A 15,828-nucleotide genomic window follows, 5' to 3' on the forward strand; every position below is an offset into this window, starting at 1 on the left:
AAAATCCGCAAATACATGGGTGGTAATCTATCGCGCGGCATCGTCTAACCTTGTCATAACGGGCCTTATAGACCATTTATTTTCCGCATAAATTTCCGCAGATATTGCGTAAGAACAGCCGTTCCTTTTCGTTGGAAGCAACACGATGATCACCTCGAAGACGTACCTCGACCCAGTGCTGCCAGAACATCTGCCCGACTCGCTCATTCAGGCTGCGGATCAATTGCCGCGCAAGGCAGAATTTCTTGCTGGACGGCTCGCCGACGAGACATCGAAGCAACTGGCAGGGCTGTTGCGCATCACCAATACCTACTATTCGAATCTGATCGAAGGGCATCGAACCGAAATAGCCGACCTGCAGGCTGCTCGCACGACCCCGAAACGGGAGAGAAAGGAGCTCAAGGAGCTCGCCGTGCAGCACATGACGCAGCAAGAGGTGATGGAGCGCTTGTTTCGCATGCGGCCAGCGGACAGTTTCTCTACCATGTTCGACCCCAAGTTGATCGCTACCCTTCATCGTCGACTGTTCAAGGACGCTTCCCGGCAGGAACTGACGCTAGGTGACGGTCGCATGATGGAGCCTGGCAGGCTGCGTACGGAAGAGAATGAACAGGTCCAGGTCGGCACACATGTCGCTCCCTCGGCTACCGCTGTCTTGCCCATGCTTGAGCATCTGCAATTGCACTATGGACGAATAAAGGATCCGCGGCGCCAACTGATCGCGGCCCTGGCAAGTCATCATCGAGTAGCGCTTGTCCACCCTTTCCTTGATGGCAATGGTCGAGTGACTCGGATGCTCACCCACCTGCAACTTGTTCACCTCGGGCTGAAACCTTTCCTATGGTCACTGTCCCGTGGACTGGCTCGCAGGCAAGATGAGTATTATCGCTTCCTGGCTTTGGCTGATCGCCCTCGTGAAGGTGACTATGACGGGCGAGGACAACTCTCACAGCATCACTATTTCAACTTCATCGAATTCATGCTCGATGTCTGCCACGACCAGATCGAGTACATGACGACCTCGCTCAACCCTGCCAAGCTGCGCGAGCAGGTCGTTCATGTGTTCTCGACGGATCCTGAGCTTCGCCGCGCCGGCATCAGGCCCACCAGTGCGGCAGCTGTGTTGGCGCTACTTACCCAAGGTGCGATGCCTCGCGCGGAATTCAAGGTGTTCACCGGCTTGAAGGATCGGCTTGCAACGGAAGAACTGAGTCGCTTGATCGAAGCGGGGATCGTGGTCAGCAGCACCCCACGGTCCCGCACGGTGAAAGCGGGTTTGCCCGCACGCTTCGCCGGATTGATCTTTGCGAACCTGCATTTCCATATGGGCTAAGTTGTGTCAGCGACATAGGATCTAACCATCAGGAGAACGCCAGAATTGATGACTGAACAAAACGAACCAGCCGGCAGCCAGGCCCATGCCACCCAACAGCGCCAGCGTGCCAGTCAGTTGGCCCAGGCCATACGCAGCGAATTGCATAAGGCGGTGGTCGGCCAGGCCGAGGTCGTCGACGACGTGCTCACGGCGCTGATCGCTGGCGGCCACGTCTTGCTCGAAGGCGTGCCGGGACTGGGCAAGACGCTGCTGGTGCGGGCCCTGGCGCGTTGTTTCAGCGGCGAATACGCACGCATCCAGTTCACCCCCGACCTGATGCCCAGCGACGTGACCGGCCATGCGGTGTACGACTTGCAGACCGAACAGTTCAAGCTGCGCAAGGGCCCGGTGTTCACCAACCTGCTGCTGGCCGACGAGATCAACCGGGCGCCGGCCAAGACCCAGGCCGCGCTGCTCGAAGCCATGCAAGAACGCCAGGTCACCCTCGAAGGCCGCGCGTTGCCCATCACCCAGCCGTTCATGGTGCTCGCCACCCAGAACCCTATCGAACAGGAAGGCACCTACCCGCTGCCAGAGGCCGAACTCGATCGTTTCATGCTCAAGGTGCGCATGGACTACCCCGACGCCGACCAGGAGTTGGACATGGTGCGCCAGGTCAGCCGCTCGACCCGCGCCGACATGCTCGACGTGCAGCCGCTGCGCACGGTGCTGCAAGCCAAGGACGTGCAAGCGCTGCAACGCATCGCCAGCGACCTGCCGATGGACGAGCAGGTGCTCGACTACGCCGTGCGCCTGGCCCGCACCAGTCGCAGTTGGCCGGGGTTGACCCTCGGCGCCGGGCCTCGCGCCTCGATCGCGCTGGTGCGTTGCGCCCGGGCCCGGGCGTTGTTGCGTGGCGGCGAGTTCGTGGTGCCGGATGACGTCAAGGGCTGCGCCCTGGCGGTACTGCGCCATCGCGTCCGCCTGGCGCCGGAGCTGGATATCGAAGGGCTGTCAGTGGACCAGGTGCTCGGGCAACTGCTCGAACAAGTGCCGGCGCCACGGTTGTGAGCCAGACCAGGGTGATGACACATTGATTGTGGAAAAGGACATTGCTGTGGCGAGGGAGACTCATGTGGGAGCAAGGCTTGCCCGCGATGGAAACGACGCGGTCGCTCAGAAATCGAGTCGCCTATTTCGCGAGCAAGCTTTGCTCCCACAGGAAGCCCCCTGCCAAAAGGCTCGCTCAGCATTTCACCCAAAGGCACTGTATAGATGAAACCCTCCCGCCTGCTGCTGACCTGGCTCGCCGTATTGCTGGCCGTGAGTATCGTGCTGGGCGCGTTGCGGGCGTTGGGCATGGCAGTGCCATCGACGCTGCTGTCGATCAACTGGGGCTTGCTGCTGGCGCTGCTGGCCTTGGCAACCCTCGACGCCGTGCGCCTCAAGCGCCTACCCTCGCCCCAGGTACAACGACAGATGCCGGGGAGCCTGGCGCTGGGTCGATGGAGTGAGGTACGCCTGCAAGTCAGCCATGATTTCCAGCGACCGCTGAACGTACAGGTCTTCGATCACGTCGCCGACGGGCTGGATTTCGAGAACCTGCCATTGTCCGTCGAACTGCAACCCGGCCAGCACAGCCAGGTCGGCTATCGCCTGCGTCCGCTCAAGCGCGGGCACTTCAGCTTCGAACACTGCGAGACCCACCTGCCGAGCCCGTTGGGCCTGTGGACCGACAAACGCCTGCTGGATGCCGCCGACGAGACCCGCGTCTACCCCGACTTCGCCAGGCTTTACGAGGGCCAGCTATTGGCCGTGGACAACTGGCTCAGTCATCTGGGCATTCGCCAACATCAACGACGCGGCCAGGGTCAGGAATTCCATCAACTACGCGAGTTTCGCGAAGGCGACAGCCTGCGCCAGATCGATTGGAAAGCCACCGCACGCCACCGCACGCCGATTGCCCGGGAGTACGAAGACGAACGCGACCAACAGATTATCTTCCTGCTCGATTGCGGTCGGCGCATGCGCAGCCAGGACGGCGAGCTGGCCCATTTCGACCACGCCCTCAACGCCTGCCTGCTGCTCAGCTACACCGCCTTGCGCCAGGGCGACGCCGTGGGCCTGGGCACTTTCGCCACCGAACAGCCCCGCTACCTCGCACCGGTCAAGGGCAGCGGCCAGCTCAACGTATTGCTCAACGCCGTCTACGACCTCGACAGCAGCCAACGCCCCGCCGATTACCAGGCAGCCGTGACCCAATTGCTGGCCCGGCAGAAACGCCGGGCCCTGGTGGTGCTGGTGACCAACCTGCGGGATGAAGACGATGAAGAGCTGCTGGCAGCCCTCAAACGGCTGGGCCAACAGCATCGGGTCCTGCTGGCCAGCCTGCGGGAAGAGGCGCTCGATCGCTTGCGCCAGGTACCCGTGCAAACCCTGCCCGAGGCCTTGGCTTATTGCGGGACGGTGGACTATCTGAATACGCGGGCCGAGCTGCACAAGCGACTGGGCGCCCATGCCATCCCGGTGCTAGATTCACGCCCTAGTGAATTGGGGGCGCAATTGGTGACGCAATACCTAGCCTGGAAAAAGGCCGGGACCGCGTAGCAGCCTCAAGCCGACGCTGGCAACGGGTGAAAACTGAAATACTGCTGCAAGTCGCTGACCAACTGCCCGTATTCCGGCGCAACGGCTCCGCGCAGTTTGAAACCGGCATCGAAATGCTGTGGTGTGACATCTTCACGGCACCACAAGCAATTGGCCTTTATCTGGATGATTTGCTGCCCGCCGTCGTCGGTGGGAATTTTCAGGCGCAGATCGAAGTCTGCACCGACCAACAACGGCAAATGGCTGATGAGCATCAGGCCATCTTCCGAAACATTACCCAAAAAGCCGATGGGCCTGTCGTTGACGCCATTAAACACTTTCAGGAAATACGGCAGTTGCTGCCGCTCAATTCGCCGATTCTTGTACATGGCTTGTATCGCTTTTTGAACGACCCCGAACAGGGGCTACCGAATATTTCGGAACGAGCACACGCCAGCCCGCTCTCCCCGATCCCGGTGCCAGACGCCTATTACGCCATGGCCAGAATTGATGCCGGTCACAGGTGCCCCTTGAATCTAGAGATCTAGCTCTAATACGACTTGTACAATATAGCTCATGATTGCAGGGCGGCCAGTCTATAAACAACCGTTAATCAAACCGCCCTGCAATGGGCGCTGAAGCGCTGTGGCTGCGGGATGTCTCAGGATGCAGGACGGATCGCCGAGGCGCTGCGGGTCGGGTAATGGCCCAGGCTCTGCAGGGTCTCGAGCCGCGCGCGAGCGCGGAAGGCGTATTCGCTCTCGGGGTATTGCGTGATGATGAACTGATAGGTCTGCGCCGCATCGATGAACAGCTTCTGCCGCTCCAGGCACTGGCCGCGCATCATCGAGACCTCCGGCTGCATGTAGCGCCGGGCGCGGCTGTCGCGGTCGACCTGGGACAGTTCGAGCATCACCTGTTCGCAATTGCCGCGCTCATAGGCCTTGTAGGCCAGGTTCATGTGATGGTTCATCGACCACCGGGTGCAGCCCGTGATGCTCAGGGCCAGGGCAATAAAAAGCACGAATCGCATGGGAAGGTTCTCCTGTCTTGAGCGCTGTATCGGCCTGGGCAAGAAATTCTTCAGCCTAAAATGGAACCGGGCGTTGTCCTTCTGGTAGACGGATGATCAGCCAGGGGGCACAGGAATGTGAATGAGGCCCTGCGGGAGCAAGGCTTGCCCGCGATGACACACCCAAGATCGCCATCGCGAGCAAGCTGTGCTCCCACAGGGTCACTCCACCGCCCGACAAGCTGTACTCGAAGCTCGTCCAAGGTGCACAAATTTTCAGGAATGTTCATTTCGAAAAACAAACGAAAAAGTAGTGCAGATGAACAATGACTACACCCAAAGAGCATAGTAGCCTTCGCTGGCGCTTGAACCTGAGGAGTCTTGCATGTCCGTCCGTCGCACCAAAATCGTTGCTACCCTTGGCCCGGCCAGTCATTCGCCGGAAGTTCTCGAACAGCTGATCCTGGCTGGCCTGGACGTCGCCCGCCTGAACTTTTCCCATGGCACCCCCGACGAGCACAAGGCTCGTGCCAAGCTGGTGCGCGACCTGGCCGCCAAGCACGGCCGCTTCGTCGCCCTGCTGGGTGACCTGCAAGGCCCGAAGATCCGTATCGCCAAATTCGCCAACAAGCGCATCGAACTGAAGATCGGTGACACCTTCACCTTCTCCACCAGCCATCCGCTGACCGAAGGCAACCAGCAAGTGGTCGGCATCGACTACCCGGACCTGGTCAAGGATTGCGGCGTGGGCGACGAGCTGCTGCTCGACGACGGTCGCGTAGTGATGCGCGTCGAGACCGCCACCGCCACCGAACTGAACTGCGTGGTGACCATCGGCGGCCCGCTGTCGGACCATAAAGGCATCAACCGTCGTGGCGGCGGCCTGACGGCCCCGGCCTTGACCGACAAAGACAAGGCCGACATCAAGCTGGCCGCGGAAATGGAAGTCGACTACCTGGCCGTGTCCTTCCCACGCGACGCTGCCGACATGGAGTACGCCCGTCAACTGCGCGACGAAGCCGGCGGCACCGCCTGGCTGGTGGCCAAGATCGAACGCGCCGAAGCCGTGGCCGACGACGAAACCCTCGATGGCCTGATCAAGGCCTCCGACGCCGTGATGGTGGCCCGTGGCGACCTGGGCGTGGAAATCGGCGACGCCGAGTTGGTGGGCATCCAGAAGAAGATCATCCTGCACGCCCGCCGCCACAACAAAGCGGTGATCGTCGCGACCCAGATGATGGAGTCGATGATCCAGAACCCGATGCCGACCCGCGCCGAAGTGTCCGACGTAGCCAACGCCGTGCTGGACTACACCGACGCCGTAATGCTCTCGGCCGAAAGCGCCGCCGGCCTCTACCCGCTCGAAGCGGTGCAAGCCATGGCGCGCATCTGCCTGGGCGCGGAAAAGCACCCGACCAGCAAGACCTCCAGCCACCGCATCGGCAAGACGTTCGAGCGCTGCGACGAAAGCATCGCCCTGGCGACCATGTACACCGCCAACCACTTCCCCGGCGTGAAGGCGATCATCGCCCTGACCGAAAGTGGCTACACCCCGTTGATCATGTCGCGCATCCGCTCCTCGGTGCCGATCTACGCGTTCTCCCCGCACCGCGAAACCCAGGCCCGCGCGGCACTGTTCCGTGGCGTCTACACCGTGCCGTTCGACCCGGCCGCCCTGCAACCGGGCGAAGTCAGCCAGGCGGCGGTGGACGAACTGGTCAAGCGCGGCGTGGTGCAGACCGGTGACTGGGTGATCCTGACCAAAGGCGACAGTTACCACACCATCGGTGGCACCAACGGGATGAAGATCCTGCACGTTGGCGACCCGATGGTCTGAGTGACCGAGCGCTGGAAAACCAAAGCCCTGCCATGTAGATGGCGGGGCTTTTTTGGTTTTTGAGGTGTATTGCCTGGGCTGACGCTATCGCGAGCAAGCTTTGCTCCCACAGCAAGCGTTGCTCTCACAGGCCCGCCCTGACAGGTCAGCTCGTCCGAGTCAGGAAAACATCCGAAAACAGCTGATTGCGCGGCAAGCCAGCCAGGTACAAGCACTTGGCGAAGGCTTCGACCCGGTCGGGATGGCCGCACAGCAACGCCTGGGTTTGCCGGGAAGCCAGGCGCAGTTGTCCCAGCGCCAGCGCGGCCTCGGCCGAGGTCAGCAGTTCGACGCTGAGGTTGGGATGCTTGGCCGCCAGCGCCGCCAATGGCTTGGCCAGGTAATGTCCGGCCGCATCGTGGGCCACATGGATGAGCCGGATCGGCCCCTGATGACGTTGGCGCAGGGCTTCCCGCAGGATCCCGAACAGCGGCGCCAGGCCGGTGCCGGCGGCCAGCAGCCACAAGGGTTTGTCGTGCCAGTCGGGGTTGTAATGCAAGGCCCCACCGCGCAGTTCGCCCAGGCGGATCGGCTCGCCTGCTTTCATCTGCCTGGCCGCATCGCTGAAGCGGCCGGGCTCGCGGCAATCGAGGTGAAACTCCAAAAAGCGGTCTTCCTCGGGCAGGCTCGCCAGGGAGTACGGCCTGGCCACGCCAGCGGCCCACAGCACCAGATGCTGCCCGGCCTGGTAACGCAGCCCCCGTTCAGGCGTGACGCGCAGGCGCAGCACATCGGAGCCCAGCCAATCCACCGCTGCCACGCGGGCCGCCTGGCCGTCGCGCTGCGGGTCGAAGGCATGGACCTGGACATCCTCGACCACCTGGCATTGGCAGGCCAGGCGCCAGCCTTGATCGCGCTGCGCCGGGCTCAGCGCGTCGGGCCGGCTGTCGCGCACGTCACCGTCCACACATTGCACCAGGCACGCATGGCAACTGCCCGCCCGACAACTGTAGGGCACCGGCACACCGGACTGATTCAAGGCGTCCAGCAGGTTGCTGCCCGCCGCCACCGTCCATTGCCGTTCGCCGACCGTCAACTCAGGCATCGACGTTCTCCCAGGCGGCGGCGCAGCGATTACGACCGTCTCGCTTGGCGCGGTACAAGGCCTGGTCGGCGCGCTGCAAGGCGTTGTCCAGATCATCGTTCATTTCCAGCATCGTCATGCCCGCCGACAGGCTGAGGGCTCCGACCTGCAGGCCGATCAGCTCGACCTCGGTGAACGCCAGCCGCAGTCGCTCGCAACAGGCCGTCAGGCGCGAGGGATCGCAATCGGGCAACAGCATCACGAACTCTTCGCCACCATAACGCGCCAGCACGTCGCCTTCGCGCAGACAAGCCGTGGCGACACCGGCGAACGCCTGGAGCACCTGGTCGCCGGCGGCGTGGCCGTGCAGGTCGTTGATCCGCTTGAAGTGGTCAAGGTCGATCAAGGCCAGGCCATGGGCGACGTCGGGCCGCAGGGTGTTGAGCTCCCGGGAGGCCAGGCGCAGGAAGTGACGGCGGTTGAACAGCCCGGTCAGTTCGTCGGTAGCCACCAGGTCTTCGAGCTGGCGCATCATGCCGCGCAAGGTGTCCTGGTGCGCCTGCAAGGCAAACCGTCGCTGGCGCATACGTTGGCGTGAGGTCTGGACATAGCGGGCGTAGAACACCAGCCACACCAGCACCATGAACAGCACGCACACCTGCAACCCGGCCAGTGTGGGATCGGGGAGCTGGAAGAAATAGCCGTCCCACAGAGTGATGCCGGTGAAACTGATGAACACCAGCATCGCGCAGCGCACGAAGGCCCGTCGGGACAAGTGGAACAGGCCGAACAGCAGGATCAGCACATAGAACACCAGGAACACGCCACGGGCCTGGTCCAGGTGCGCCATCATCCAGGTCTGCCAGCCCAGGCCGATCAAGACCTGCATCTCGGTGAGGCTGGGGTCTTCGAACCGCAGGTTGCGGCCGGTGATAAACAGCGCGAACAGCCCGGCCTGGCACAACACCACCAACCCGCTGCCGATGATGACGCCGCGCAACGAGTCGAGGTAATGGCCACTGAAAAATGCCAGCCACAGCAACACCAGCGCCAGCGCGTAGGTCACGGCCGCCAAAGCGAAGCGTTTCAGCAAAAGACGTTGAATGGCGTTTTGGGTCAATCGTTGACTCACCATGGAAAAGGAAAACTGACAGAGGCGTCCAACGCTACAGGCCAGCCGCCACTTTAGTGGCGTGTAGGACAAATGACCATTCAATTCTGGAGCAGAAAAATGGCGTCAAAGCAATGGCCCAGATTGACGCAGTGGTTTAACGCCTGACACCGAATCTGTGCACCGCCCTGTCGGGCTGTGGGAGCAAAGCTTGCTCGCGATGCAGACGCCTCGACTCTCTGGGAGATTGCATGATCTTCATCGTGGGCAAGCCTTGAACCCACATCACTATCACGAACAAGCTCGCTCCCACAGGGTCCCCGCCTGCGATATACTGCCGCGCCTTTTTAACGTCGCGCCAACATGCCCGGCGTGTCTTGAGAGGTTCCGTCCGTCGACCGATGCACCCAAACGGGCGGTGCCTTATTGAATGTTCCCGTCTTTAGAGAGGAGCGCGACTCGTGACCGTGATCAAGCAAGATGACCTGATACAAAGCGTTGCCGACGCCTTGCAGTTCATTTCCTACTACCACCCCGTGGATTTCATCCAGGCGATGCACGAGGCCTACCTGCGCGAAGAATCGCCAGCGGCCCGTGACTCCATGGCGCAGATCCTGATCAACTCGCGCATGTGCGCCACCGGCCATCGGCCGATCTGCCAGGACACCGGCATCGTGACCGTGTTCGTACGCGTGGGCATGGACGTGCGTTGGGACGGCGCGACCATGAGCCTGGACGACATGATCAACGAGGGCGTGCGTCGCGCCTACAACCTGCCGGAAAACGTCCTGCGTGCATCCATCCTCGCCGACCCGGCAGGCGCGCGTAAGAACACCAAGGACAACACCCCTGCGGTGATCCACTACTCCATCGTCCCGGGCAACACCGTGGAAGTGGACGTGGCGGCCAAGGGCGGCGGCTCCGAGAACAAGTCGAAGATGGCGATGCTCAACCCGTCCGACTCCATCGTCGACTGGGTCCTGAAAACCGTTCCGACCATGGGCGCCGGCTGGTGCCCGCCGGGCATGCTCGGCATCGGCATCGGCGGCACCGCCGAGAAAGCCGCGGTCATGGCCAAGGAAGTGTTGATGGAATCCATCGACATCCATGAGCTGAAGGCTCGCGGCCCGCAGAACCGCATCGAAGAAATGCGCCTGGAGCTGTTCGAGAAGGTCAACCAACTGGGCATCGGCGCCCAGGGCCTGGGTGGCCTGACCACCGTGCTCGACGTGAAGATCATGGATTACCCGACCCACGCCGCCTCCCTGCCGGTGTGCATGATCCCGAACTGCGCCGCCACCCGTCACGCGCACTTCGTGCTCGACGGTTCCGGCCCTGCCGCCCTGGAAGCGCCACCGCTGGACGCCTACCCGGAAATCGTCTGGGAAGCCGGCCCATCGGCCCGTCGCGTGAACCTCGACACCCTGACCCCGGAAGAAGTGCAGAGCTGGAAGCCGGGCGAAACCGTCCTGCTCAACGGCAAGATGCTCACCGGTCGCGACGCGGCGCACAAGCGCATGGTCGAGATGCTGAACAAGGGCGAGACCCTGCCGGTGGACCTGAAAGGTCGCTTCATCTACTACGTCGGCCCGGTCGACCCGGTGGGCGACGAAGTGGTAGGCCCGGCCGGCCCGACCACCGCCACGCGGATGGACAAGTTCACCCGCCAGATCCTCGAGCAGACCGGCCTGCTGGGCATGATTGGCAAATCCGAGCGCGGCCCGACCGCCATCGACGCGATCAAGGACAGCAAGGCGGTCTACCTGATGGCCGTCGGCGGTGCGGCTTACCTGGTTGCCCAGGCGATCAAGAAGTCCAAGGTCCTGGCCTTCGCCGAACTGGGCATGGAAGCGATCTACGAGTTCGAGGTCAAGGACATGCCTGTGACCGTCGCGGTCGACAGCAAGGGCGAGTCGGTGCACATCACCGGCCCCGCCATCTGGCAGAAAAAGATCAGCGACAGCCTGGCGGTGGAAGTGCAGTAACACGCACGTTGCCGCTGTGAAAAAGGCCGGTGGGGCAACATGCCCACCGGCCTTTTTTGTTCATTTAAGAACACCACAATTGTTCACACGGAACTCAAGTGAACTGCCTTGCCCGTAACGGCAATAGCGCAGGCCCCAAGACGTCCCGCCATGCTATCGTGCCCGCCCGACCTGCCACTGGTCTACGCCAGCATGTTGCCGACCACCCGTACCTTGCGCCTGTCGTTGTACACCTTGCTGATCCTGGCCGGGGCCGTCGTGGCCGCCACGCTGGCGGTACGCCACGCCGAACGCGCGGCCTTGCAGGAGGACGCCAACCGGGCAAACCAGCAGTTGGCGCTGTACGCCAATTCATTGCACACCCTGATCGAACGCTACCGCACCCTCCCCGCCGTGCTGGCGCTGGACCCCGAGTTGCGCTCAGCCCTCAAGGGATCGGTCAGCGCGACGCAACAGGACGCACTGAACCGCAAGCTCGAACACATCAACGGCGCCGCCCAGTCCTCGACCCTGGAGCTGCTCGACCGCACGGGCCTGGCCGTCGCCGCCAGCAACTGGCGCCTGCCCAGCAGCTACGTGGGCCACAACTATGGTTTTCGCCCCTATTTCATCCAGACCCGCACCCAGGGCACCGGGCGCTTTTATGCCGTGGGGGTGACCAGCGGCATTCCGGGCTACTTCCTTTCCAGCGCGGTGAGCGACGAGAACGGCCAGTTCCTTGGCGCGATGGTGGTCAAGCTGGAGTTTCCGGACCTGGAGCGCGAATGGCGCCAAGGCAGCGACACCCTGTTGGTCAGCGATGCCCGGGGCATCATTTTCATCGCCAATCGCGATGGCTGGCGCTATCGCCACTTGAAGCCGTTGAGCGACAGCGACCGCGCCGAACTCAAGGCCACCCGCCAGTACGACAAGCAACCGCTGCAACCCTTGGCCTATGAAGCGCTGCGGCGCTTTGACGACAACAGCCACCTCGCCCGGGTCGAGACTCCCGCAGGCCCGGCGGATTATTTGTGGGAATCGCTGCCGCTGAACGCCGAAGGTTGGACACTGCACTTGCTGCGCCAGCCGCAGATCGCCTTCGAAGACCGCCGCAACGCCGGGCTCGCCGCCGCCGGGCTGTGGCTGGCGCTGGTGTTCCTGCTGCTGTTTCTCAACCAGCGTTGGCGCCTGGCAAAGCTGCGCCAGCGCAGTCGCCAGGAACTTGAACGGTTGGTGGAGGAGCGCACCCGGGACCTGCGCACGGCCCAGGACGGCCTGGTGCAATCGGCCAAGCTGGCAGCCCTGGGGCAGATGTCGGCGGCGCTGGCCCATGAAATCAACCAGCCGCTGACCGCCCAGCGCATGCAACTGGCGACCCTGCGCCTGCTGCTCGATCACGGCCGGGTCGACGATGCCTACAAGGCCCTCAAACCGGTGGACGACATGCTGACCCGCATGGCCGCCCTCACCGGCCACCTGAAGACCTTCGCCCGCAAAAGCCCCAGCGGCCTGCGCGAACGCCTGGACCTGGCGGCGGTGGTGGACCAGGCCTTGCAACTGCTGGACACCCGGCTACGGGACGAGAACGTCAGCACCGTGCTGCACCTGACCCGCCCGGCGTGGGTGCGGGGCGACGCGATCCGCCTCGAACAGGTGCTGATCAACCTGCTGCGCAACGCCCTCGACGCCATGGCCGACCAGCCCCTCAAGCGCCTGGAAATTCGCCTGGAGGCCGATGAACAGTTGTGGTGCCTGACCGTCAGCGACAGTGGCAGCGGGATCGCCGACGAGCACCTGGCCCAAGTCTTCGACCCATTCTTCACCACCAAGGCCGTGGGCGATGGCCTGGGCTTGGGCCTGGCGGTTTCGTTTGCGATCATTCACGAGTCCGGCGGGCGGTTGACCGCCGGCAATCATGAAAACGGCGCGGTGTTCTGCGTGACCTTGCCCATCGATCAGGAGGCACCGCTGCATGCCTAGCCATTGCACCTTGAAAAACGTCCTGGTCGTCGATGACGAAAGCAGCATCCGCAGCGCCGTCGAGCAGTGGTTGAGCCTGTCCGGGTTCGAGGTGCAGTTGTTCAGCCGCGCCGAAGAATGCCTGGCGCAACTCCCGGCGCATTTCCCGGGGGTAATCCTGAGCGACGTGCGCATGCCCGGGCTCAGCGGCCTGGAATTGCTCGCCGAAGTACGCCGTCGCGATCCGGACCTGCCGGTGATTTTGCTGACCGGCCACGGCGACGTGCCGATGGCCGTCGAAGCCATGCGCGACGGCGCCTACGACTTCCTGGAGAAGCCCTTCAGTCCCGAAGCCCTGCTTGGCAGCCTGCGCCGGGCCCTGGACAAGCGGTTCCTGGTACTGGAGAACCGCCGCCTGCATGAACAGGCCGACGCTCGGGCCCGGCTCGATGGGACGCTGCTGGGGGTTTCCCGTGCGCTGCAAAACCTGCGACGCCAGGTGTTGGACCTGGCGGCGTTGCCGGTCAACGTGTTGATCCGTGGCGAAACCGGCAGCGGCAAGGAACTGGTCGCCCGCTGCCTGCATGACTTCGGCCCGAGGGCGAGCAAGCCCTTCGTGGCGTTGAACTGCGCGGCCATTCCCGAACCGTTGTTCGAGGCCGAATTGTTCGGCCACGAAAGCGGCGCCTTCACCGGCGCCCAGGGCAAGCGCATCGGCAAGCTCGAATACGCCCACGGCGGGACGCTGTTTCTCGATGAAATCGAGAGCATGCCCCTGGCCCAGCAGGTCAAGCTGCTGCGCGTGTTGCAGGAACAGAAGCTCGAACGCCTGGGCTCCAACCAGAGCATCGCGGTGGACATTCGCATCGTCGCCGCCACCAAGCCCGACCTGCTGGACGAAGCCCGGGCAGGGCGCTTTCGCGAAGACCTGGCCTATCGCCTGAACATCGCCGAACTGCGCCTGCCGCCGCTGCGTGAACGGCGCGAGGATATTCCCCTGCTGTTCGAACACTTCACCCACCACGCAGCCGAGCGCCTGGGCCGCACCGCCGCGCCATTGAGCGCTGCGCAACTGAACCACCTGCTCAGCCATGACTGGCCGGGCAACGTGCGGGAGCTGGCCAACGTCGCCGAACGCCAGGTGTTGGGGTTGGACCAGTCCATCGGGCCCGACCTGGAACCCGGCCAATCCCTCGCTGCCCAGCAGGAAGCCTTCGAAGCCCAATGCCTGCGCGCCGCCCTGATGCGGCACAAGGGCGATGTGAAAGCAGTGCTCGAAGAACTGCAACTGCCGCGCCGCACCTTCAATGAAAAGATGCAGCGGCATGGGTTGAGTCGGGAGATGTTCCTGCAAGATAGCTGATTGTGCAGTGACCTTATCGCGAGCAGGCTTGCGATAAGACGGCACACTTGTTCATTGCTCCGCATAAGCGGATTTCCGCCCACACCCCCAACAGAAATGAGCGGATTTCCGCTCATTCAGCGCTCGCGCCCCCTCTAGACCGGCCTTCCGGCACCTGGCACAGCTCCTGCTATAGCCCTGGCAGGCTGCGTTCCCACGCGCTCCACAACAACAATTAAACGAAGGATCCTTCAATGGATAACTCCAACGCCCTGCCCATCGGGTCGGCCGCCGTACCCGCCCGTGAAAGAACCACCGCCAGCCGGATCAAATCGATCTTCAGCGGTTCGGTCGGCAATATGGTCGAGTGGTATGACTGGTACGTCTACGCCGCGTTCTCGTTGTACTTCGCCAAAGTCTTCTTCCCCAAGGGCGACACCACCGCCCAGTTGCTCAACACCGCTGCGATCTTCGCCGTGGGCTTTTTGATGCGCCCGATCGGCGGCTGGTTGATGGGGCTGTACGCCGACCGCGCCGGTCGTAAACGCGCGCTGATGGCCTCGGTCTACCTGATGTGCTTCGGCTCGCTGATCATCGCCCTGAGCCCGGGCTATGAAACCATCGGCGTCGGCGCACCGATCCTGCTGGTGTTCGCCCGCCTGCTCCAGGGCCTGTCGGTGGGTGGCGAATACGGCACCTCGGCGACCTACCTGAGCGAGATGGCGACCAAGGAACGTCGCGGTTTCTTCTCCAGCTTCCAGTACGTGACCCTGATCTCCGGCCAGCTCATCGCCCTCGGCGTGCTGATCGTGCTGCAACAGTTCCTCACCAGCGAACAGCTGTACGCCTGGGGCTGGCGCATTCCGTTCGCCATCGGCGCCCTGTGCGCGATCGTGGCGCTGTACCTGCGACGCGGCATGGAAGAAACCGAATCGTTCACCAAGAAAGCGAAAGCCAAGGAAAGCACCATGCGCACCTTGCTGCGCCATCCGAAGGAACTGATGACCGTGGTCGGCCTGACCATGGGCGGCACCCTGGCCTTCTACACCTACACCACCTACATGCAGAAATACCTGGTGAACACCGTCGGCATGAGCATTTCCGACTCCACCACCATTTCCGCTGCCACATTGTTCCTGTTCATGTGCCTGCAACCGGTGATCGGCGGGCTGTCGGACAAGATCGGGCGGCGGCCGATCCTGATTGCCTTCGGCATCCTCGGCACGCTGTTCACCGTACCGATCCTCACCACCCTGCACACCATCCAGACCTGGTGGGGCGCGTTTTTCCTGATCATGGCCGCGCTGATCATCGTCAGCGGCTACACCTCGATCAACGCCGTGGTGAAAGCCGAGCTGTTCCCCACCGAAATCCGCGCCCTGGGCGTCGGCCTGCCGTACGCGCTGACCGTGTCGATCTTCGGCGGCACCGCGGAATACATCGCCCTGTGGTTCAAGAGCATCGGAATGGAAACCGGCTACTACTGGTACGTGACGGCGTGCATCGCGGTATCGCTGCTGGTGTACATCACCATGAAAGACACCCGCAAGCATTCGCGGATCGTGACGGACTGACTGGGTTCGGCGGTCATTGTGCAGTGACTGCCGCGCCGCTATCGCGAGCTAGCTTTGCTCCCACA

At 62.8% G+C, this 15,828-nt stretch carries 12 protein-coding genes; 8 read left to right on the forward strand and 4 right to left on the reverse strand.

Going from position 1 to position 15,828, the window contains the following annotated elements; translation table 11 throughout:
• The first annotated feature begins 145 nt into the window (after positions 1-145).
• The 3 genes from N4Q37_RS16000 to N4Q37_RS16010 all read left to right on the forward strand — a co-directional run bounded on the left by N4Q37_RS16000 (position 146) and on the right by N4Q37_RS16010 (position 3,922).
• Entirely contained in the window at positions 146-1,333 is a 1,188-nt protein-coding gene (locus N4Q37_RS16000; protein ID WP_260959200.1) for a Fic family protein, read from the forward strand.
• Positions 1,334-1,381: 48 nt separating this feature from the next.
• A complete protein-coding gene (locus N4Q37_RS16005; RefSeq protein ID WP_260959202.1) occupies positions 1,382-2,386 on the forward strand; it encodes an AAA family ATPase in 1,005 nt (334 codons plus the stop codon).
• 204 nt (positions 2,387-2,590) lie between these two features.
• Complete coding sequence (locus N4Q37_RS16010; RefSeq protein WP_260959203.1) at positions 2,591-3,922, forward strand: DUF58 domain-containing protein; 1,332 nt, start codon at positions 2,591-2,593, stop codon at positions 3,920-3,922.
• 5 nt (positions 3,923-3,927) lie between these two features.
• On the opposite strand, the gene N4Q37_RS16015 is transcribed toward N4Q37_RS16010, so the two are convergent.
• Both N4Q37_RS16015 and N4Q37_RS16020 read right to left on the reverse strand, forming a co-directional pair.
• Positions 3,928-4,290 (reverse strand): PilZ domain-containing protein, encoded by a 363-nt coding sequence (locus tag N4Q37_RS16015; protein WP_260959205.1) that lies wholly within the window; start codon positions 4,288-4,290, stop codon positions 3,928-3,930.
• Positions 4,291-4,562: 272 nt separating this feature from the next.
• Positions 4,563-4,934 (reverse strand): tetratricopeptide repeat protein, encoded by a 372-nt coding sequence (locus tag N4Q37_RS16020; protein ID WP_260959207.1) that lies wholly within the window; start codon positions 4,932-4,934, stop codon positions 4,563-4,565.
• A 364-nt stretch (positions 4,935-5,298) separates the two neighbouring features.
• On the opposite strand from N4Q37_RS16020, the gene pyk reads away from it, so the two are divergent.
• Entirely contained in the window at positions 5,299-6,750 is a 1,452-nt protein-coding gene (gene pyk, locus N4Q37_RS16025) for a pyruvate kinase (RefSeq protein ID WP_260959209.1), read from the forward strand.
• A 145-nt stretch (positions 6,751-6,895) separates the two neighbouring features.
• Here pyk and N4Q37_RS16030 read toward each other — a convergent pair whose 3' ends face one another.
• Complete coding sequence (locus N4Q37_RS16030) at positions 6,896-7,834, reverse strand: iron-sulfur-binding ferredoxin reductase (protein WP_260959212.1); 939 nt, start codon at positions 7,832-7,834, stop codon at positions 6,896-6,898.
• Positions 7,827-8,933, reverse strand: coding sequence for a GGDEF domain-containing protein (locus N4Q37_RS16035; RefSeq protein WP_260959214.1), 1,107 nt, complete (start codon positions 8,931-8,933; stop codon positions 7,827-7,829). The genes N4Q37_RS16030 and N4Q37_RS16035 overlap by 8 nt, the downstream gene beginning before the upstream one ends.
• 452 nt (positions 8,934-9,385) lie before the next feature.
• Between N4Q37_RS16035 and N4Q37_RS16040 the strand changes: the two genes are divergently transcribed.
• From N4Q37_RS16040 to N4Q37_RS16055, 4 genes are all read left to right on the forward strand, one after another.
• Positions 9,386-10,909, forward strand: a complete 1,524-nt coding sequence (locus N4Q37_RS16040; protein ID WP_260959216.1) for a fumarate hydratase — start codon at positions 9,386-9,388, stop codon at positions 10,907-10,909.
• Between the two features lie 192 nt (positions 10,910-11,101).
• The gene (locus N4Q37_RS16045) at positions 11,102-12,868 is read left to right on the forward strand and encodes a sensor histidine kinase (protein ID WP_260959324.1); all 1,767 of its coding nucleotides are present in this window, start codon (positions 11,102-11,104) and stop codon (positions 12,866-12,868) included.
• The gene (locus tag N4Q37_RS16050) at positions 12,861-14,210 is read left to right on the forward strand and encodes a sigma-54-dependent transcriptional regulator (protein WP_260959218.1); all 1,350 of its coding nucleotides are present in this window, start codon (positions 12,861-12,863) and stop codon (positions 14,208-14,210) included. Before N4Q37_RS16045 ends, N4Q37_RS16050 begins: the two co-directional genes overlap by 8 nt.
• Before the next feature lie 233 nt (positions 14,211-14,443).
• Positions 14,444-15,763 (forward strand): MFS transporter, encoded by a 1,320-nt coding sequence (locus N4Q37_RS16055; RefSeq protein WP_260959221.1) that lies wholly within the window; start codon positions 14,444-14,446, stop codon positions 15,761-15,763.
• Positions 15,764-15,828: the final 65 nt, after the last annotated feature.

It is taken from the genome of Pseudomonas citri, assembly GCF_025336485.1.
Lineage (GTDB): Bacteria > Pseudomonadota > Gammaproteobacteria > Pseudomonadales > Pseudomonadaceae > Aquipseudomonas > Aquipseudomonas citri.

Bases quoted from the DNA above. Each gene is read 5' to 3' on its own strand.
- N4Q37_RS16000 (WP_260959200.1), top strand. From the start codon at position 146: ATGATCACCTCGAAGACGTACCTCGACCCAGTGCTGCCAGAACATCTG.
- N4Q37_RS16005 (WP_260959202.1), top strand. From the start codon at position 1,382: ATGACTGAACAAAACGAACCAGCCGGCAGCCAGGCCCATGCCACCCAA.
- N4Q37_RS16010 (WP_260959203.1), top strand. From the start codon at position 2,591: ATGAAACCCTCCCGCCTGCTGCTGACCTGGCTCGCCGTATTGCTGGCC.
- N4Q37_RS16015 (WP_260959205.1), bottom strand. From the start codon at position 4,290: ATGTACAAGAATCGGCGAATTGAGCGGCAGCAACTGCCGTATTTCCTG.
- N4Q37_RS16020 (WP_260959207.1), bottom strand. From the start codon at position 4,934: ATGCGATTCGTGCTTTTTATTGCCCTGGCCCTGAGCATCACGGGCTGC.
- pyk (WP_260959209.1), top strand. From the start codon at position 5,299: ATGTCCGTCCGTCGCACCAAAATCGTTGCTACCCTTGGCCCGGCCAGT.
- N4Q37_RS16030 (WP_260959212.1), bottom strand. From the start codon at position 7,834: ATGCCTGAGTTGACGGTCGGCGAACGGCAATGGACGGTGGCGGCGGGC.
- N4Q37_RS16045 (WP_260959324.1), top strand. From the start codon at position 11,102: ATGTTGCCGACCACCCGTACCTTGCGCCTGTCGTTGTACACCTTGCTG.
- N4Q37_RS16050 (WP_260959218.1), top strand. From the start codon at position 12,861: ATGCCTAGCCATTGCACCTTGAAAAACGTCCTGGTCGTCGATGACGAA.
- N4Q37_RS16055 (WP_260959221.1), top strand. From the start codon at position 14,444: ATGGATAACTCCAACGCCCTGCCCATCGGGTCGGCCGCCGTACCCGCC.